General features: G+C 58.4%; 16 protein-coding genes and 2 pseudogenes. 7 read left to right on the forward strand and 11 right to left on the reverse strand.

From position 1 onward, the window contains the following. Positions 1–439 precede the first annotated feature (439 nt). Positions 440–1,377, forward strand: a pseudogene (locus AACY50_RS14575) (hypothetical protein). Positions 1,378–1,536: 159 nt separating this feature from the next. Beyond that, positions 1,537–1,746 (forward strand): annotated as a pseudogene (locus AACY50_RS14580) (transposase); the annotation flags it as partial. A gap of 25 nt (positions 1,747–1,771) precedes the next feature. Here AACY50_RS14580 and AACY50_RS14585 read toward each other — a convergent pair. After that, on the reverse strand, positions 1,772–2,947 hold the full coding sequence (locus tag AACY50_RS14585) for an aspartate aminotransferase family protein (protein ID WP_339495607.1): 1,176 nt from the start codon (positions 2,945–2,947) through the stop codon (positions 1,772–1,774). Positions 2,948–3,049: 102 nt separating this feature from the next. On the opposite strand from AACY50_RS14585, the gene AACY50_RS14590 reads away from it, so the two are divergent. Together AACY50_RS14590 and AACY50_RS14600 are read left to right on the forward strand one after the other, a co-directional pair. Next, the gene (locus AACY50_RS14590; protein ID WP_339465281.1) at positions 3,050–3,955 is read left to right on the forward strand and encodes a LysR family transcriptional regulator; all 906 of its coding nucleotides are present in this window, start codon (positions 3,050–3,052) and stop codon (positions 3,953–3,955) included. A 233-nt stretch (positions 3,956–4,188) separates the two neighbouring features. Next, positions 4,189–4,704, forward strand: a complete 516-nt coding sequence (locus AACY50_RS14600) for a hypothetical protein (protein ID WP_339465283.1) — start codon at positions 4,189–4,191, stop codon at positions 4,702–4,704. A 1-nt stretch (position 4,705) separates the two neighbouring features. On the opposite strand, the gene msrA is transcribed toward AACY50_RS14600, so the two are convergent. From msrA to msrB, 3 genes are read right to left on the reverse strand one after another with little or no spacing between them, the layout of a single operon-like run. Further along, positions 4,706–5,410 (reverse strand): peptide-methionine (S)-S-oxide reductase MsrA, encoded by a 705-nt coding sequence (gene msrA / locus AACY50_RS14605; RefSeq protein ID WP_339432133.1) that lies wholly within the window; start codon positions 5,408–5,410, stop codon positions 4,706–4,708. Between the two features lie 15 nt (positions 5,411–5,425). After that, complete coding sequence (locus AACY50_RS14610) at positions 5,426–7,234, reverse strand: cytochrome c biogenesis protein DipZ (RefSeq protein WP_339432134.1); 1,809 nt, start codon at positions 7,232–7,234, stop codon at positions 5,426–5,428. Positions 7,235–7,277: 43 nt separating this feature from the next. Further along, a complete protein-coding gene (gene msrB / locus AACY50_RS14615) occupies positions 7,278–7,796 on the reverse strand; it encodes a peptide-methionine (R)-S-oxide reductase MsrB (protein ID WP_339432135.1) in 519 nt (172 codons plus the stop codon). Between the two features lie 150 nt (positions 7,797–7,946). Between msrB and AACY50_RS14620 the strand changes: the two genes are divergently transcribed. The 3 genes from AACY50_RS14620 (at position 7,947) to AACY50_RS14630 (ending at position 10,997) form a co-directional block, all read left to right on the forward strand. Next, positions 7,947–8,657 (forward strand): response regulator transcription factor, encoded by a 711-nt coding sequence (locus tag AACY50_RS14620; protein WP_339432136.1) that lies wholly within the window; start codon positions 7,947–7,949, stop codon positions 8,655–8,657. Continuing rightward, positions 8,654–10,174, forward strand: coding sequence for a sensor histidine kinase (locus AACY50_RS14625; RefSeq protein WP_339538774.1), 1,521 nt, complete (start codon positions 8,654–8,656; stop codon positions 10,172–10,174). The genes AACY50_RS14620 and AACY50_RS14625 overlap by 4 nt, the downstream gene beginning before the upstream one ends. A 118-nt stretch (positions 10,175–10,292) precedes the next feature. Further along, the gene (locus tag AACY50_RS14630; RefSeq protein WP_339432138.1) at positions 10,293–10,997 is read left to right on the forward strand and encodes a hypothetical protein; all 705 of its coding nucleotides are present in this window, start codon (positions 10,293–10,295) and stop codon (positions 10,995–10,997) included. A gap of 69 nt (positions 10,998–11,066) precedes the next feature. Here AACY50_RS14630 and AACY50_RS14635 read toward each other — a convergent pair whose 3' ends face one another. From AACY50_RS14635 to AACY50_RS14665, 7 genes are all read right to left on the reverse strand, one after another. Further along, a complete protein-coding gene (locus AACY50_RS14635; RefSeq protein ID WP_339432139.1) occupies positions 11,067–11,558 on the reverse strand; it encodes a RidA family protein in 492 nt (163 codons plus the stop codon). A 223-nt stretch (positions 11,559–11,781) separates the two neighbouring features. Continuing rightward, complete coding sequence (gene cyoE / locus AACY50_RS14640) at positions 11,782–12,669, reverse strand: heme o synthase (RefSeq protein WP_332766113.1); 888 nt, start codon at positions 12,667–12,669, stop codon at positions 11,782–11,784. Positions 12,670–12,680: 11 nt separating this feature from the next. Beyond that, complete coding sequence (gene cyoD / locus AACY50_RS14645; protein WP_221731491.1) at positions 12,681–13,016, reverse strand: cytochrome o ubiquinol oxidase subunit IV; 336 nt, start codon at positions 13,014–13,016, stop codon at positions 12,681–12,683. After that, on the reverse strand, positions 13,016–13,639 hold the full coding sequence (gene cyoC / locus AACY50_RS14650) for a cytochrome o ubiquinol oxidase subunit III (protein WP_221731492.1): 624 nt from the start codon (positions 13,637–13,639) through the stop codon (positions 13,016–13,018). Before cyoC ends, cyoD begins: the two co-directional genes overlap by 1 nt. A gap of 3 nt (positions 13,640–13,642) precedes the next feature. Continuing rightward, positions 13,643–15,673, reverse strand: a complete 2,031-nt coding sequence (gene cyoB / locus AACY50_RS14655) for a cytochrome o ubiquinol oxidase subunit I (RefSeq protein ID WP_339465291.1) — start codon at positions 15,671–15,673, stop codon at positions 13,643–13,645. 3 nt (positions 15,674–15,676) lie between these two features. Further along, complete coding sequence (cyoA, locus tag AACY50_RS14660; RefSeq protein ID WP_339432141.1) at positions 15,677–16,618, reverse strand: ubiquinol oxidase subunit II; 942 nt, start codon at positions 16,616–16,618, stop codon at positions 15,677–15,679. A gap of 825 nt (positions 16,619–17,443) precedes the next feature. Then, entirely contained in the window at positions 17,444–17,953 is a 510-nt protein-coding gene (locus tag AACY50_RS14665) for a disulfide bond formation protein B (RefSeq protein ID WP_277759198.1), read from the reverse strand. Between the last annotated feature and the right edge of the window lie 7 nt (positions 17,954–17,960).

Below are 17,960 nucleotides of genomic sequence, written 5' to 3' on the forward strand. Positions count from 1 at the left end.
GAAGCAGCATCTTAAGTAATGCGGCTCTGCGTTCAGGTGAATAGTACGGCACGACCAGTCTCTTTCCGCCCCCGATATGCTTTTTTTGGAAAAACCGGAGAGGCGACAACTATCCTGACACCGGGGGCCGGTGTAGTTGGATACCCGTGGACGCAGGCCAGGGTTTGCGCCTGAGCGGGAGTTTCCCACAGCCCCTCACCCGTTTGTCCTTGCGACTGTGCTATCTCAGCCCCGTGGCACTACTTGCCGGTGTAGGTGCTACCATCGGCGGCTCAAAGGGCCAAGCCTATACCCTATCGCCTAATGGCGGGTTATTGAGCCCAGATGGTGAAATCATTATTTTACGTCCAGGAGAGCCAACCCCTGAGCTTGACCGGGCCAGCATCCACCGACTAGGGCCACAACAAAATTCGCGTTATTTGAACCCCAAGGATAAGGCATGAACTCAGCCAAACTCGGTAGCCGCAACGGACCGCTCTCACGAGAGGATTACCTGGCACCACTGGCCGTTCCGACAGGACAAACGCCCAAGGATGTCCTCAACACGATCTGGCGCAAGAACGAGGTATTTCTTGACATTGGCTCCTACAGCATTGGCTCTTTCGTCATGGTGCTTTGGCCCGTACTGCTTATTTTTATATGGTTGACCCAGGCAGTGGGTTTTGACGGATTGAATGCTGCTTACTGGTATGGGTTCATGTGTTTCTGTGGGATGCCAATTTTTTTTTCATCTACATGTTGAGCCGCCCGGTCCCTCTCCCTGTTCGCTTCAACCGCCAGCGCCGAGAGGTCTGCGTGCCATTCGATGACGGCCGTTACTGGATCGTCCCTTGGGAGCAGGTTACTGCTCAAGCGGTAGCAATGCACTCCGTCGGTCAGCACGGTAAAACTACTCAAGGCCTATTGGTCGTAGGCTTTCGCAATCCCGATCCCGATGCACCCGAAAAAGAACGAGACTTCAGCTTGGGATTCAGTTGCGGTGGCGGCGAAACGGCCATGTGTCTGTGGGAGTGCATGCGCAGCTACATGGAGGTTGGGCCGGAAGCCGTTCCGAAGTGCAATTTTGAGGGTGAGAACAGCCAAAAAGGCTTGATCGGCTGGACCATTAGTATTTTGTTCGACGCATTGAAATCCGCAGCCAAGGGAGACTTTAAATCTGCAATTAAAGATGTTTTCTTCACTGTCTTTTTAGGTGCTCCTTTGGGGTTTTATTTGCAAGAACGCAAGCTGGTTCCGCCACCTGACTTGAACGCCCCGGCTATAAAAGAATGGTCGAAACCACTGCCGGCTGAGCAGTGGGCCAAACGCTCTCCTGAGTTGGCAGCAGCTATCGCCAAGCGTGAGGAGGAACTGGAGAACAAACCACAATCCGCATGACCCGAAAGCAAGAAATCCAGCTATTTGAAAGCCAAGGATAAGGCATGACATCAGCCATACCCCGCAGCCGCAAGGGACCACTCTCCCCCGGTGTCAGGATAGTTTTCGCCTCTCCGGTTTCTCCAAAAAAAGCATATCGGGGGCGGAAAGAGACTGGTCGTGCCGTACTATTCACCTGAACGCAGAGCCGCATTACTTAAGATGCTGCTTCCCCCGCTGAACCTGTCGATGGCCGAGGTTTCCCGGCGCGAAGGGGTCAGCGAAATGTCTTTGTCCAACTGGCGCAAGCAGCTCAGTTCTGAAGGAAATGCAGTGTCTGAAAACAAGCCGTTGACCGAGAACGGTATACAATCGCGGAAGGCCAAATTTGTATCGTCATGTGCAGATATCACTACTAAGAATCAAGCCCCACCGCCTGCCCCACACCTCTGACAATCATATCCACCTCCCGCTCATCAATCGTCAGCGGCGGCAGCAGCCGTATGGTCTTGCCGCGCGTGACGTTGATCAGCAGCCCGTGATCGCGCGCAGCGATCAATGTCAGATCGCGAATCGGCTGTTTCAGTTCGATACCGATCATCAAGCCCTGCCCACGAATGGCCAGCACATTGGGGTTGTCCGCCAGCTCTGCGCGTAACCGAGTTAACAGCCGCTCGCCCTGAATACGGGCGTTCTCCAGTAACCCCTGTTCTTCGATGATATCCAGCACCGTGCAAGCAACACGGCAAGCCAACGGATTACCGCCAAACGTGCTGCCATGGCTGCCCGGGGTGAATAGATCTGCCGCCCGGCCCCGGGCCAGGCAAGCGCCAATCGGCACGCCATTGCCCAAGCCTTTTGCCAGCGTCATGACGTCCGGAACGATGCCCTCATGCTGAAAAGCAAACCACTGGGCGGTGCGGCCGATGCCTGTCTGAATCTCATCGAGCATCAGCAGCCAGGCGTGGCTATTACAGATTTCGCGCAGGGCCTTGAGGTAACCGGGTGGCGCGAGTTGTACGCCACTCTCGCCTTGAATCGGCTCGACCAGAATCGCCACGATCCGCTCGCCGTGCTTGCGCTGAATGTACTCCAGTGCCGCCAGATCACCGAACGGCACTTTGACGAAATCCCCCGGCAATTCATTGAAGCCCAGGCGCACTGCCGGGCCATCGCTGGCGGACAACGTGCCGAGAGTGCGGCCATGGAAAGCGTTGGCCATCACCACCACCAGCGGTTGCTCAATTCCCTTGCGCCAGCCATACAACCGCGCCAGTTTCAGCGCCGTCTCATTGGCCTCGGCCCCGGAATTGTTGAAGAACGCCCGCTCCATTCCCGACAGCTCCGTCAGCCGTTTTGCAAGCTGTTGCTGCCAGTCGATGCTGTACAGGTTGGAGGTGTGCAGCAGCAGACCGGCCTGCTCGCTGATCGCCGAAACGATCCGTGGATGCGAGTGGCCGACATTGGTCACCGCCACACCAGCGACCGCATCCAGATACTCGCGGCCGGCCTGATCCCACAGTCGGGTGCCCAGTCCTTTAGTGAAACTCAGGGCCAGTGGTTGGTAGGTGTTCATCAGGGCGGCGGTCATGACTTCAAACTCCAGTGAAGGTCGGTGTGTTTGCAGTATGGTTAGCCACCAGAACTGGATAAACTCGGTAAAACTTAAATCATTTAAAAGCAGAGCTTGATAATGGATCTGTTCCAGTCGATGAGCGTCTACGTCAAAGTCGTCGAAGCGGGGAGCATGACGGCAGCCGCGTTGCAGTGCGACATGTCGACGACGATGGTCGGCAATCATCTGCGAGCACTGGAGCAACGGCTCGGCGTACAACTGCTGCAACGCACCACCCGGCGCCAGCGACTGACCGAGTTCGGCAGCGTTTACTACCAGCGTTGCCTGGATGTGTTGGGGCTGGTGGCGGACTCCGAGCGTCTCGCCGAGCAGGCTCTGGACGAACCCCGCGGCATCTTGCGCATCACAGCTCCGCTGACCTTCGGCGTTGAACGCATGGCCCCGGCGCTCAGTGAGTTTTCCCTGCAATGGCCAAAGGTCAAACTCGACGTGGTGCTGACCAACAGCCGCCCGGATCTGCTGGAAAACGGCCTCGACGTCGCTTTCCGGCTGGGCAACTTCGAGCAGTCCAACCTGATTGCGCGGCCATTGATCGATTACACCCTGACGGTCTGCGCGTCGCCCGACTATGTGGCACGGCGCGGCATGCCGCTGACGCCGCAAGACCTGCAACAGCATGACTGTCTGTCCTTCGCCTACCCCACCGGGGATGACTGGCAATCGGTGGAAAAACGTTGGCGCCTCAGCGGCCCGGACGGCGAAATCATGGTCGACGTCAGCGGGCCGATGCTGATCAACAGCTCCGCCGGCCTGCATCAGGCGGCGCGCAACGGCATGGGCATCGTGATGCTGCCCGATGCGTTGGTGGAGCAGGATCTGCGCGATGGCAGACTGATCACGGTAATCCCCGACTACCAACCGCCCAGCCGCCCGTTACATCTGCTGTATGCCCCGGATCGCTATCGCCTGCCCAAGCTGCGGCGCTTCGTCGAATTCGCGATGCGGGCATGGGGCAGACCCTGACTCCCGGCACCATCAAACAGGTTCCCGCGGGTCCTTTGCGCAGCTGATCGAAAACTCTCAATGCACCGCTGTCGCGCTGTACTACGGGCAGATCATCGGCTTCGCGCGAGGCATTACCGACAGTTTGGGGTTTGAAACGTCGCTGATTGTCATGGAGCGCCCGCGATTGAAATAACCGTCAAGCACGATGACAACGGCTATGATCCTCCTTTTTCCAGCACGGACGCTGCGCGATGCTCGCCATTTTGCAAAACACCCCGCTGTGGGTTTACGTGGTTTTCGTGATCCTGATGTATTACGGCCTGAAGGCTCGCAAGCCTCAGCACGAGAGCCGGTTATCTCTACTGTCGACTCCATTGGCGCTGCTGGTCTGGTCGCTGTTTTCGCTGAACCTGTCAGTTGATCCCGGTTTTACGCTGGGCGGCTGGTTTATCGCTTTGACCCTCGGCGCCCTGTCGGCATGGCTGATTTTTTCCCGCGAGGGCGTGAAGCTCGACGACCCGGAAACCGGATTGGTTGTGCCGGGCACCTGGAAAGCGCTGATGTTGTTGTTGCTGTTTTTTGCGGTGAACTACTACTTCGGCTATCAGGATGACGTGCACCCGGAACACAGCACGGCTGCGGACATGTTGTTGCTCAAGGCCGCAGCGTCCGGTTTTGTCTGCGGACTGATCAGCACCCGCTCGCTGAAGTTCTATTGGCTGCTGCGAACGCTTCAGGCACAACGCCCGTCTTTGGGCGCTCAATGATTCAGGAACCGCTCTTTACCAACACCGGTTTCTCCTGATATCGCTCCCCGAACAACTGCTTCAACTGCGCCACTTTCGGCATGTCGTTGATCACGATGTACGGGTAGCTCGGGTGCTCGGTCAGGAAGTCCTGGTGATAGTCCTCCGCCGGGTAGAAGCCGTTGTAGCTTTCAAGCCTGGTGACGATGGGTTTGCTGAAGACATGGGCCGCGTCGAGTTGAGTGATGTAGGCCTGCGCGACCTTTTGCTGATCAGCGTTGACCGGGAACAGTGCCGAACGGTATTGAGTGCCGCTGTCCGGGCCTTGGCGATTGAGTTCGGTCGGGTTGTGCGCCACCGAGAAGTAGATCTGCAACAGATTGCCATAGCTGACCTGCGTCGGGTCGAAGGTGACTTGCACCGATTCTGCGTGGCCGGTATCGCCGCCGCTGACTCGCTCGTATTCAGCGGTATTGGCCGCGCCACCGGCGTATCCCGAAACCGCTTTCTGCACGCCTTTTACATGCTGAAAAACACCCTGAACGCCCCAGAAACAACCGCCCGCGAATACAGCGGTTTCACTGTGAGCCTGTGTGACTTCGTCGAGGGTGGGCGGTGGAATGACCACCGCGTCTTCGCCGCCAAAGGAGAAGGCTGAACATTGGCCGATCACCCCGGCCACCGCGACACCCAACAACACTCGACGCCAGCTCATTTGATTTTTCATGTCCGTGACTCCTGATCAACCGAAGGTAAAGGCGTAGGCCGACACGCCGGGGTCGAGAAATTCGATGCTGAAAGTTCGATCCTTCACGCCGCCGGACTGGCGCACCAACTGATACAAGCGCTGTTCAGTGACCTGGCCAGAGCCATCCGGGGAGACATCGACGCCGTGCGCTTGACCCGGTGCCTGACCATCAATCGACACTTTGAAACGCACCGGTTTGCCATCCGCACCCGGCCCGAGCACCAGATGCAGGTCGCGGGCATGGAAGCGGTAAACGATGCGGCTGGCCGTTGCACCGGCAGTGGCGCGTTCGGCACCGACGTTCCATTGGCCGCCGAGACTCCAGTCATTCAGGGCCAGATGGGGCGGTGGGGTGTAGGCCGAAACTTTGTCTGGAACAACGCTGAGTTGCGGCACGAAATGTTCTGCACGCTGGTAGCCGATATACGTTTCCGGCGATTGCACTTCGTTCATGTCCGGCGCCTGTTGCACGCCTTTGGCGTCGGCATTGATCAAACCATCGGCGACGGTTTTCGAACCGGCTTCACGCAACAGTTGCTGAATGACGCGTTCCGACTCGGCGTAAGCCCCTTCGCCAAAGTGGTGGTAACGAATCCGTCCCTGAGCGTCAGCAAAGTAATGTGCGGGCCAGTATTCGTTATTGAAGGCGCGCCAGATCTTGTAGTCGTTATCGATGGCCACCGGGTAGTTGATGCCCAGTTCCTTCATGGCTTTGGTGACATTGCCGACATCGCGCTCGAAGGCGAATTCCGGCGCGTGTACGCCGATGACCACCAAGCCTTGATCGCGATACTTTTCAGCCCAGGCTTTGACGTAGGGCAGCGTGCGCAGGCAGTTGATGCAGGAGTAGGTCCAGAAATCCACCAGCACCACTTTGCCCTTCAATGCCTGAGCGTCCAAGGGCGGCGAGTTGAGCCATTGCACTGCGCCATCGAGCGGCGGCAACCGGCCTTCGACCGGCAAGGTTGCCGGGGCCTTTGCGGCCATTTTCATCGCGCCACCGGTGGCCATCATGCTGCCGTTGGCCGCGTCATCTTGCGCCGGAATCTGCGCCATCATCGTGCCGTTCGGGCTTGCAGGTTTGCCCGACAGTTTGCCGACCAAAGCCTGTTCCAATCCGCCAGTGGATGCCGTTGAAAGCCGCGCGAGAATTCCGGTATCCAGCCCCAGCGCAATCGCCGCCACGCCGGCCAGCATCAGCGCGCCCAGGCCTCGACGGATCCACTCACCGGTGCCGATCGAGCGCTTCATCAGCGCAAACACCTTAGCGCCCAGCAGGAGAGCGGCCGCCAGCGAGGTGGCGGCCCCCGCCGCGTAGGCGAGCAACAACAGCGTGGTGGCGATGCTTGCCCCTTGCAGCGCGGCGCCGGTCAGAATCAGCCCCAGAATGGGGCCTGCGCAGGGTGCCCAGAGCAGCCCCGTGGCAACGCCGATCAGAAACGAAGCGCCGGGACGCGGGCGATTGTCCTGGCCGGCAGCCTCTGACAGACGACTGCCGGCCGAAACCAGCGGACGGGTCAGACGTTCGGCCACTCGCGGCAGCAGCAACGTCAGCCCGAACAGTGCAACGAACAGCAACGCGAGCCAGCGACCGTACTGATTGACTTGCACCACCCAACCGCCGCCCACCGCCGCCAACGAGGCGACGAGCGCAAAGGTGACCGCCATCCCCGCCAGCAGCGGCAAGCCACTCTTGATAAACGGCTGCCCGGTGCGAGCGAAGACAAAAGGCAGAACCGGCAGGATGCAAGGGCTGACGATCGTCAGCACACCACCGAGATAAGCGAGAACCAAGAGCCACATAGTGTCGTCCTGTTTGAAGTGAAGAGCGCAAACGTGCCATGGCTCAGGCCGCCACAGCGTTGAAGGTCATCGCCAGGCCATTCATGCAGTAACGCAGCCCGGTGGGTTGCGGCCCGTCATCGAAAACATGTCCCAAATGACCGCCACAGCGTCGACAGTGAACCTCTTCGCGAGCCATCCCGAAGGAGCGGTCCTGGCGCGTGGCCACGGCCTGTTCAAGCGGTGCCCAGAAACTGGGCCAACCGGTGTGGCTGTCGAACTTGGTCGCGGATGAAAACAGCGCCAGATCGCACCCGGCACAGGCAAAGGTGCCCGCGCGATGTTCATTGTTCAGAGGGCTGGAGTAGGCGCGTTCGGTACCTTCTTCACGCAGGATCCGGTACTGCTCGTCAGTCAGGATCGAGTGCCATTCGCTGTCGCTGTGAGTCACTTCAAAGGCTTCATCAGCCTGTGCCTCGCTGATCAGCGGTACGTCAGTCGACAATTTTGGCAATACACCGATTACCAGGGCTGCAAGCCCCAGCCCGCCGCCCGCTACGAGAATCTGCCGCCGTGAAAACATGGCCGTCTCCAAAATTTCAGGTACCTGTCTTGGAACACAGCCTAGGCTTGGGTTGATCGCCAAATCCTCACGGGAAGTTAACGAATTCGTGATAACTCGCCTTGAGGAAAACCCGCACAATGCGCTCATTGCGCCGAAGGATTGAGCTCCATGGAACAAACCAAACGCATCCTGGTGGTCGAGGATGACCAACACATCGCCGACCTGATCTGCCTGCATCTGCGCGATGAGCAATACGACGTTGTACACAGCGCCGACGGCGATGAGGGCATGCGCCTGCTGGAGCGAGGGCACTGGGATGCGCTGGTCCTCGACCTGATGCTGCCGGGCGTCGACGGTCTGGAAATCTGCCGCCGCGCCCGTGCCATGGCGCGCTACACACCGATCATCATCACCAGCGCCCGCTCCAGCGAATTGCACCGCATTCTTGGCCTGGAACTGGGCGCCGACGACTACCTCGCCAAACCGTTCTCGATGCTGGAGCTGGTCGCGCGGGTCAAAGCCCTGCTGCGCCGGGTCGATGCCATGGCGCGCAACCTGAAAATGGATGCCGGTCGCCTGAGCCTCGACGGCCTGAGCATCGACCCGATCACCCGCGAAGTCACCCTCGATGCTCAGCGACTGGACCTCACGCCACGGGAGTTCGATTTGCTGTATTTCTTCGCCCGGCAACCGGGCAAAGTGTTTTCGCGCATGGACCTGCTCAACGCCGTGTGGGGTTACAGCCACGAAGGTTACGAACACACCGTCAACACCCACATCAATCGCCTGCGGGCGAAGATCGAAAAAGACCCGGCGCAACCCTCGCGCATCCTCACCGTGTGGGGCCGCGGCTATAAATTCGGTATCGAGCAGCCATGAAACTGACCCTGACGCAGCGCCTCTCGCTGGTATTCGCCGTGTTGTTGCTGGTGTGCGGTGGTACATCGGCATGGCTGCAAGTGCGTTCCAGCCAGATGCATGAGCTGGAGGTGGTGCAAGGGCTGTCGCGGGATCTGGCGCGACACATCGCCCATGACACGGTACTGATGGACAGCAACGGTTTGATGCCTGGCGCCGTGCGGGAACTGTTCAGCCAACTGATGCTGGTCAACCCGAGTGTCGAGGTGTATCTGCTCGATACCGAGGGACGCATTGTCGGTAACGCGGCGCCCGAGGGCCGGATGCGGCGAGACAACGTCGACCTCGCGCCGATCCGCCAACTGCTCAACGGCCAGCCACTGCCAATCCTCGGCGATGACCCGCGCAGCGTCGATGGGCGCAAGGTCTTCAGCGCCGCGCCATTGCAGGTCAATGGCAAAGCCGCCGGCTATCTGTACGTGGTGTTGCTCAGCGAGGAACACGACCGTTACGCCGAACGCGGCGCCACCAGCGCCGCGCTGAACACGGCGTTGCTGTCCATCGCCGTGGTCGCGTTGCTGTGCCTGATTGCCGGTCTCACCGCGTTCAACCTGATCACCCGGCCACTGCGACGGTTGACCGATACCGTCAGCCGCTTCGACATCGACGGTGCGCCGCCCCCCTTGCCCGCCACGTCGACACCGGTGGACAAAAGCACTGATGCGGATGAGATCGCCATACTCGATGCCACCTTCCGGCACATGCAAAACCGTCTCGGTGAGCAGTGGCGTTCATTGACTCGTCAGGATCAGGAGCGCCGCGAACTGGTGGCCAATATTTCCCACGACCTGCGCACGCCATTGGCCTCGCTGCATGGCTATCTGGAAACCCTGTCGCTCAAGGACACCACGCTGTCCCCCGAAGATCGGCGGCGTTACCTGGGCATCGCCCTCGATCAAAGCCGCAAGGTCGGCGGGCTGGCGCAATCGCTGCTGGAACTGGTGCGCCTGGAACACGGTTTTGTGCAGCCGGTGCTGGAGCGCTTTTCCCTGATCGATCTGGTGCAGGACATCTTCCAGAAATTCGAACTCAGCGCCGAAGCGCGGCAGGTCGAACTCAAGGCCGGTTTCGTACCGAACCTGCCCACCGTCTGGGCTGACCTGGGACTGATCGAACGGGTGCTGACCAATCTGGTGGACAACGCTTTGCGCCATACCCCTCAGGGTGGCGAGATCGAACTCGACCTGAAGTTCCAGGGCTCAGGCGTCGACGTGACCGTGAGCGACACCGGCCCCGGCATCGCGCCCGAACTGCGCGAAGGTTTGTTCCTGCGCCCGTTCAATATCGGCGGCTCACGACGCGACGGTGGCTTGGGACTGCGCATCGTGCACCGCATCCTGCAACTGCATGGCCGCCAGATTCAGTTGGTGGATGTCACCGGACGCGGTGCGACGTTCCACTTTTCCTTGCCGGTCGATCAGCAAACCGCCGAGCAATGGCTGGCGCAGTCGATGAATCGTAACCACGCGGACAAATAGTTGAGACCATCGGCCCGTTGCTCCGTGACAACGCCGCCCTGCTCCCCTAAATTAGGCGGCCTGAAAAAGACCTCGCGCTTTCTCATCTCAACTCAAGTTAAAAAGTAGTGAAATTTCAATGTCCGATTTCAACACCGCTGAATCCGTAGTCACCGAATCGTCCAAAGCGGAATACGAAAACTCCATCAATCTTTCACAACACCTTCCACAAGCCAAAATCATCAGCGAGATGGTGCTGGACGCGTTTCAGTCGAGCCGCGAGAGCGACCAGATCCGCGAGCTGCGCACCGCGATCCGTCAGGCTCACGACAGCTTCGATGACGACAAGGCCTACGAGCTGATGGGCGAACTCAAGCGTCTGAAGGACGCCGAGGCCGCCGACATCGCCGCCCTCGAAGACCTGAGCAGCCAGTTTTCGATCAGCCGCATCCTGTCCAGCTTCAAGGACGATCCGGCGTTTCAGGAAATCGTCTACGGCCTCGCCCTCAAAGTGCTGAACCAGACGCATCAGGCCATCAGCAACCCGAGTGGCGGCAAGAGCAAAGCCGCGCGCGCCAGGAAAGAAGTCGAAATCTTCACCATCAGCAAGGACGGCATCAGTGTGACCCTGCCGCTGCGCACACCGCGCTCGCGCCTGAACGTTGACCGTGAAGCGCTGGAGTTCCTGGGTTTCACCTTCGTCGGTGAAGGTGAAGAAGCCGAACTCGATGGCGAAACCTTCGTCGACAACGCCGGCACCGAACACGCCGTCAACCGCAAGAACATCATCACCGCTCTGCAACAGCAGACCGCGTTCGATGGCTACAGCATCGCCGCGCAGTAATACGGCAACGCTTGCGAAAAAGCCCCGCACTGAGATTCAGGCGGGGCTTTTTGTTGTCCGGCGCGCAGGTTATGCGTCCGAGTGCAGCGCGGCAATCATGTCGACCTCAATCGCCGCGTTCTTGGGCAACTGATAGACACCGACCGTGGTGCGTGTATGCCGGCCGGCATCACCGAGCACGTGACTGAACACATCGGATGCACCGTTGGCCACTTCGCTCAGGTCAACAAAGTCCGCCGTGGACTTCACGTACACCGTGACCCGCAACAACGCCTTGATCTTGTCCAGCGACCCTACCGCATCGACGATCAGTGCCAGGCAACGCATCGCACTGATGCTCGCGGCGGCCTGCGCATCCTCGAGCGTCAACTCCAGGCCAACCCGACCGGGGTACTGAATCTTGCCGTTAGTGCGCGGCACCATGCCGCTGATGTACAGCTCATCATGATGACGGATCAGCGGCGCGTAATTGCCGCCGGCAGTGTTCTCGCCGTAGATGTCGTAGTTGAGCGCTTGTGCCAGGCCAATGAAGCGTTCGTCGCAGGTCATCCTCTCGGTCATTTCGCCCAGCCTTTTGATTGATGCGTGAATAACAGTCGAAGACCTGCGCAATGGCCTGGCGCTATCACTGTCATGGTTGGATCCAAATCTAGGGGTTTTGGACTCCAGTCGCAACCCTCACTCTCTCCCGGAAGTAATGGGTTGGGTGAGGGGACCTTACGACGAGCAACAAAAAACCCCGCACATCTCTCGATGGCGGGGTTTCTTGTACAACCTGTAAACCTTACGGCGCGTACGTCAGCAACAGCTCGCTCGGCACCTTGAAGTCCAGGGACATCATGACGCTCAACGCGGTGATGGTGAAGATCGAGAACACAAACAGCTTGCGTGCCCAGACCGTGTCATCCACCGCTTTGTAGCCGGTCCAGGCCATGTACAACCAGTACATGCCCATGGCCGCGGCAACGGCGAGGTAGCTCATGCCGGCATAGCCGCTGAAGGTCAGCATCAAGGTCGCCACGAGGAACGCCAGGATATAGAGCAGGATGTGCTTCTTGGCCACTTGAATCCCGCGTTTGACCGGCAACACCGGAATCGATGCGGCCAGGTAATCGTTGAAGCGGAAGATCGCGATGGCGTAGGAATGCGGCATCTGCCACAGGCTGAACATCACCAGCAGCGTCAGTGCGGCCATGTCGAAGCTGTTGGTCACAGCAACATAGCCAATCACCGGCGGCATCGCGCCCGACAGACTGCCCACCAGCGTGCCGTGAACCGACTTGCGCTTGAGGTACAGGCTGTAGAAGCCGACGTAGATCACGAAGCCGATGACCGCGAACAAAGCGGCCAACGGGTTGGCCACCTTGTACAACAATGCAACGCCGAGAACACCCAGGATGGTCGCGTAGACAAGGGCCAGTTTCAGGGAGATCAAGCCCTGGACCAGCACCCGGTTCTTGGTGCGTTCCATCTTCAGGTCGATGTCGCGGTCGATGCAGTTGTTGAACACGCAACCGGAGGCGACAACCAGGGAAGTGCCGATCATGGCGGCCAGAAACACCGCCAGATCTACATGCCCTTTCGAGGCCAGGAAGAACCCGCCTGCCACAGAAAGCACGTTACCGAAAATGATCCCCGGTTTGGTGATTTGGATAAAGTGCTTGAGCGACATCGGGTCTTACCTCACTTCGCCATCATGTAGGTGTGGATGCTGAACATGATCCACAGCGACAGGCCAACCAGCAGCACGATCACGATCGCGGCGAACACGAAGGCAATCACGTTGTTACGTTGCGCAGCCGAACGATCCAGGTGCAGGAAGTACACGAGGTGGACAACCACTTGAATCACGGCGAAAGCCAGAACGATCATCAGCGTGATCGACTTCGGCAGCGACGGGTACATCACCAGCGCAAACGGAATCGCCGTCAGGATCACCGACAGGATAAAGCCGATTGCGTAGGACTTGACGCTGCCGTGGCTGTCGTCGTGGCTGTCATGGGAGTGTGCGTTAGCCATTACAGGGTCCCCATCAGGTAAACAACGGTGAATACGCAGATCCACACCACGTCCAGGAAGTGCCAGAACAGGCTCAGGCAGCTCAGACGGGTCTTGTTGGTCGCCGTCAGGCCGTGCTTGTTGACCTGGTACATCATGATGCCCATCCAGATCAGACCCGCGGAAACGTGCAGACCGTGAGTACCGACCAGGGTGAAGAACGCGGACAGGAAGCCCGAACGGCTAGGACCGAAGCCCTCGGAGATCAGCAGGTGGAACTCGTTGATCTCCATGGCGATAAAGCCAGCGCCGAGCAGGAAGGTCATGAACAGCCAACCCAGAACCTGCTGCTTTTTACCTTTGTACAACGCCAGCATGGCGAAGCCGTAGGTGATCGAACTGAACAACAGCAGAGCGGTTTCGCCCAGCACGTAGGGCAGCTCGAAGATGTCGTGGCCGGCTGGGCCACCTGCAACGTTGTTTACCAGTACCGCGTACACCGCGAAGATCGACGCAAACAGAATGCAGTCGGTCATCAGGTAGAGCCAGAAACCGTATACGGTCATCTCGCCCGAATCGTGGTGATGGTCATCGTGCCCATGGTCACCATGGGCGTGTCCAGCATTGGTCACTAAATTCGACATGGTTTAAGCCTGTTCCAACGAGGTTTCAACACGGGTGGCGGAAGCCGGGATTTTCCCTGCCGCAACCAGACGCTTGTGCTGCTCGGCTTCGATGCGCTCGATCGTTTCAACCGGAACCATATAGCCCTGGTCGTCACGCGCAGCGTGGATCACGAAGTACACGACAGTGCCGACCAGACTTGCGATCGCCAGCCACCAGATGTGCCAGATCATCGCGAAACCGAACACGGTCAGCAGTGCGCCCATCACCACGCCAGTGGCGGTGTTGTTCGGCATGTGGATCGGCTCGTACTTGGCCGGAGCCTGGTACGCGGTACCGTTTTCCTTGGCTTCGGTGAACGGGTCGATGCAGTCAGCCTTAGGCAGCACAGCGAAGTTGTAGAACGGCGGTGGCGACGAGGTCGACCATTCCAGCGTGTGGCCATTCCACGGGTCACCGTGATCGCACACGTTCTCTGGCTTGTTACGGTCACGCACACTGACGTACAGCTGGATCAGTTGACAGGCGATACCGACAGCGATCATCACCGCGCCGAACATGGCAACGTACAGGTACGGCACCCACTCAGGGTTGGTGGTGGCGTTCAGACGACGGGTCATGCCCATGAAGCCCAGTGCATAGAGCGGCATGAACGCGACGAAGAAGCCCGAGATCCAGAACCAGAACGCTGCTTTACCCCAGCCTTCGTGCAGCTTGAAGCCGAACGCTTTCGGGAAGTAGAAGCCGAAACCGGCGATGTAACCGAATACCGCACCGCCGATGATCACGTTGTGGAAGTGCGCGATCACGAACAGGCTGTTGTGCAGAACGAAGTCAGCACCCGGGATGGCCAGCAGTACGCCGGTCATGCCGCCGATGGCGAAGGTCACCATGAAGCCCAGGGTCCACAGAACCTGGCTGGTGAAGCGCAGACGGCCCTGGTAGATGGTAAACAGCCAGTTGAATAGCTTCACACCCGTCGGGATGGAAATCAGCATCGTCGCCAGACCGAAGAAGGCGTTGACGCTCGCACCCGAACCCATGGTGAAGAAGTGGTGCAGCCAAACCATGAAGCCCAGTACCGAGATCGCGCCCGAGGCGTAGATCATCGAGTGGTGGCCGAACAGTTTCTTGCCGGTGAACGCCGAGATCACTTCCGAGAAGATGCCGAATGCCGGCAGGATCAGGATGTATACCTCAGGGTGGCCCCACGCCCAGAACAGGTTGACGTACATCATTGGATTGCCACCAAGTTCATTGGTGAAAATGTGGAAATCCATGTAACGGTCAAGTGTCAGCAGTGCCAAGGTAGCGGTCAGGATCGGGAACGAAGCCACGATCAGAACGTTTGCCCAGGTGCAGGTCCAGGTGAAGATCGGCATGTCCATCAGTTTCATGCCAGGGGTACGCATTTTCAGCACGGTGGCCAGGAAGTTGACCCCCGTTAGCGTCGTACCCAACCCGGATAACTGTAGCGCCCAGATGTAGTAGTCCATCCCCACGCCAGGACTGTATTGCAAGCCCGACAGCGGCGGATAGGCAACCCAACCGGTCTTGGCGAATTCGCCGACGCCCAGGGACAGGTTGATCAACACAACGCCCGATACCAGCAGCCAGAAGCTCAGGGAGTTCAGGAACGGGAAGGCAACGTCACGCGCGCCGATCTGCAGCGGCACTGCAAGGTTCATCAGGCCGGTGAAGAATGGCATCGCCATGAAGATGATCATGATCACACCGTGAGCGGTGAAGATCTGGTCATAGTGTTCAGGCGGCAGGTAGCCAGGCGAACCCTCGGTGGCCATGGCCAACTGGGTACGCATCATGATCGCGTCGGCAAAGCCGCGCAGCAGCATGACCATGGCAACGACGATGTACATCACGCCGATTTTCTTGTGGTCGACCGACGTCAGCCACTCGGTCCACAAGTACGTCCACTTCTTGAAGTAGGTGATTGCAGCGAACAGCGCCAGACCACCGAGGGCGATCATGGCGATGGTCACCATCACGATCGGCTCGTGGAATGGGACTGCTTCCCAACTTAATTTACCAAACATCGTTTACTCCTCTGCCCCGGCAGCTGAATGCGAACTCGAGTCAATATCCGTGGCCGCCACTTCTTTCTCTTTCTTCTCGTGCTTCAGCGGCTTGCCCGGCTTCATACCTTCGTACTTGTCGACGATGATCTGGAACTGGTTAGGCGTGACCGACGAGTAGAGCTCGACAGGGTTGTTCTGGCTCGGTTTGGCAAGGGCTGCGTATTCAGCTTGATCAAGCTGTTTAGGTGACTTCTTGACTTCGCTTACCCAGGCGTCGAAATCTTCCTGAGTCGTCGAGATGGCTTTGAACTTCATGCCGGTGAAACCCGCGCCGCTGTAGTTGGCGGAGATACCGTCCATTTCAGCGTTGCGGTCAGCGATCAGGTGCAGCTTGGTCTGCATGCCCGCCATCGCGTAGATCTGGCCGCCCAGACCCGGGATGAAGAACGAGTTCATCACAGCGTCGGAGGTGATCTTGAAGTTGATGGGCGTGTGCGCCGGGAACACGATCTTGTTGACCGTGGCAATGCCTTGTTCCGGGTAGATGAACAGCCACTTCCAGTCCAGCGCGACCACTTCGATGGTCACAGGCTTGACGTCGGATTCAATCGGACGATACGGGTCCAATTCGTGGGTCGAAATGTAGGTGATGTAACCCAGGGCAATAATGATCAGCACCGGGATGGTCCAGACCGCCACTTCGATTTTGGTCGAGTGCGACCACTTCGGGGTGTAGACGGCGTTCTTGTTGGACGCGCGGTACTTCCAGGCAAACAGGAAGGTCATGACGATAACCGGCACCACGACCAACAGCATCAGCAAGGTCGCGGTGATGATCAGGTTGCGCTGTTCCAGGCCGATCTGGCCCGTTGGATTGAGCAAGGTCATGTTGCAGCCTCCCAGCAACAACGTGCCGAGCAGCGGCACTAGGCCTAGTAATCTGGGGTACCTGTTTTTACTCATCTCACGACCTCTAAAGCAGCTTGCGCAATGCAGTTGGGTTTTGATCGCCAACACTTCACCCTGCCAAGGGTTGGCATTTTCTTTGGATTGAATAAGGGCCGCCCGTCGCGCGTCAGACGCTCGACAAATCCCGGAGCAGCGTTAAGTTCTTATTCGAATTCGTGGTCAAAGGCCTTGTTACAGACCAATTCCATTTGGTGCGGAAAGTTGGAAGGCACCGACACCTGGGTGTCTCGCCAGCCATCCGGCCTGCTCGACACCCGACTTCCTGCTCAGTTCCTTAATAAAGGCTGAACAGTGCCGGAAATTCATTGCGGGCGATTGTAGATAGGTAGCGCCCTATACACCATGTCTTATCCCGAAATAATTTTTATCCGTTCGAGCAACAATCCATCGCCATTTTTGCAAAAGTGCCGCATGTTATCGAAATCGATTCTCAACAAAAACACCAAAAATAGTAGGTGTATCCGCGTCAGTTCAGACAGCTCTGAAGGCTTTTTCCGAAGACCAGAACTGCGCAAAGCCTGATATTCAAAGGCTTTTGGCCATATCCCAACGCTTGTTAAAAATGCCTGATCTGGCACTCGCGTTCAAAACACGAAAAACGCCGAAACAGACCAATCCTTTTTTGTAACAGCACACCAATCCGTGTCTGTGAAACCGCTGGCGACGCCGCTCGTGTGACAACATGTCGCACACCTGTCGCACGCTCCATTGCCGTTCGTCACGGTGATCTGACAAACACTCTGAAATGCAAAACGCCCCGATTTGCTGATCCGCAAATCGGGGCGCTTTCTGTATCGGCCAAAGCGTTGAAAAGTTGACTCAGCGCAGTGCTTTCCGGTTACGCGAGGTCAGCAGTGGCACCAGAATCACCACCAGCACGAACGCCACCAGCGCCCATTGGGCCAGCGACAGACCGAGGATCGGCGGGTACGGCGTCGAGCAGAAACCGTCGACCTGAAAGCCTAGCGGGAAGATCTTCGCCAGCGGCAGGTCATCGACAATCGGCTGCAGCACATCGATGCCGCAGCTCACCGCCGGATAGAACTGCGTGTAAACGTGATGCCCGGCCACACCTGCGCCAGCAATCGCGCAAATCACCACCAGCACTTCAAACACCGTGATGCTGCGCCGGGTGCGCATGCCTGCGCCAATGAACGCGAACAGCGCAATCAGCAACAACGCATAACGCTGCAAGATGCACAGCGGGCATGGCGCCTCGCCCAGTACGATCTGCATGTACAGCGCCCCACCGATCAGCGCCAGGCAGATGATGCCCAGCAGCACCAGAAAGCGCCGCTCACGTCCCAATCGAATCGTTTCCTCGCTCATCGCGTTT

This window comes from Pseudomonas sp. RA_15y_Pfl2_54 (genome assembly GCF_963971015.1).
Lineage (GTDB): Bacteria > Pseudomonadota > Gammaproteobacteria > Pseudomonadales > Pseudomonadaceae > Aquipseudomonas > Aquipseudomonas baetica_A.

Bases quoted from the DNA above. Each gene is read 5' to 3' on its own strand.
- cyoE (WP_332766113.1), bottom strand. From the start codon at position 12,669: ATGTCGCTCAAGCACTTTATCCAAATCACCAAACCGGGGATCATTTTC.
- AACY50_RS14635 (WP_339432139.1), bottom strand. From the start codon at position 11,558: ATGACCGAGAGGATGACCTGCGACGAACGCTTCATTGGCCTGGCACAA.
- AACY50_RS14630 (WP_339432138.1), top strand. From the start codon at position 10,293: ATGTCCGATTTCAACACCGCTGAATCCGTAGTCACCGAATCGTCCAAA.
- AACY50_RS14600 (WP_339465283.1), top strand. From the start codon at position 4,189: ATGCTCGCCATTTTGCAAAACACCCCGCTGTGGGTTTACGTGGTTTTC.
- cyoD (WP_221731491.1), bottom strand. From the start codon at position 13,016: ATGGCTAACGCACACTCCCATGACAGCCACGACGACAGCCACGGCAGC.
- AACY50_RS14665 (WP_277759198.1), bottom strand. From the start codon at position 17,953: ATGAGCGAGGAAACGATTCGATTGGGACGTGAGCGGCGCTTTCTGGTG.
- cyoB (WP_339465291.1), bottom strand. From the start codon at position 15,673: ATGTTTGGTAAATTAAGTTGGGAAGCAGTCCCATTCCACGAGCCGATC.
- msrB (WP_339432135.1), bottom strand. From the start codon at position 7,796: ATGTTTTCACGGCGGCAGATTCTCGTAGCGGGCGGCGGGCTGGGGCTT.
- AACY50_RS14610 (WP_339432134.1), bottom strand. From the start codon at position 7,234: ATGTGGCTCTTGGTTCTCGCTTATCTCGGTGGTGTGCTGACGATCGTC.
- AACY50_RS14590 (WP_339465281.1), top strand. From the start codon at position 3,050: ATGGATCTGTTCCAGTCGATGAGCGTCTACGTCAAAGTCGTCGAAGCG.
- cyoA (WP_339432141.1), bottom strand. From the start codon at position 16,618: ATGAGTAAAAACAGGTACCCCAGATTACTAGGCCTAGTGCCGCTGCTC.
- AACY50_RS14625 (WP_339538774.1), top strand. From the start codon at position 8,654: ATGAAACTGACCCTGACGCAGCGCCTCTCGCTGGTATTCGCCGTGTTG.
- msrA (WP_339432133.1), bottom strand. From the start codon at position 5,410: ATGAAAAATCAAATGAGCTGGCGTCGAGTGTTGTTGGGTGTCGCGGTG.
- AACY50_RS14585 (WP_339495607.1), bottom strand. From the start codon at position 2,947: ATGACCGCCGCCCTGATGAACACCTACCAACCACTGGCCCTGAGTTTC.
- cyoC (WP_221731492.1), bottom strand. From the start codon at position 13,639: ATGTCGAATTTAGTGACCAATGCTGGACACGCCCATGGTGACCATGGG.
- AACY50_RS14620 (WP_339432136.1), top strand. From the start codon at position 7,947: ATGGAACAAACCAAACGCATCCTGGTGGTCGAGGATGACCAACACATC.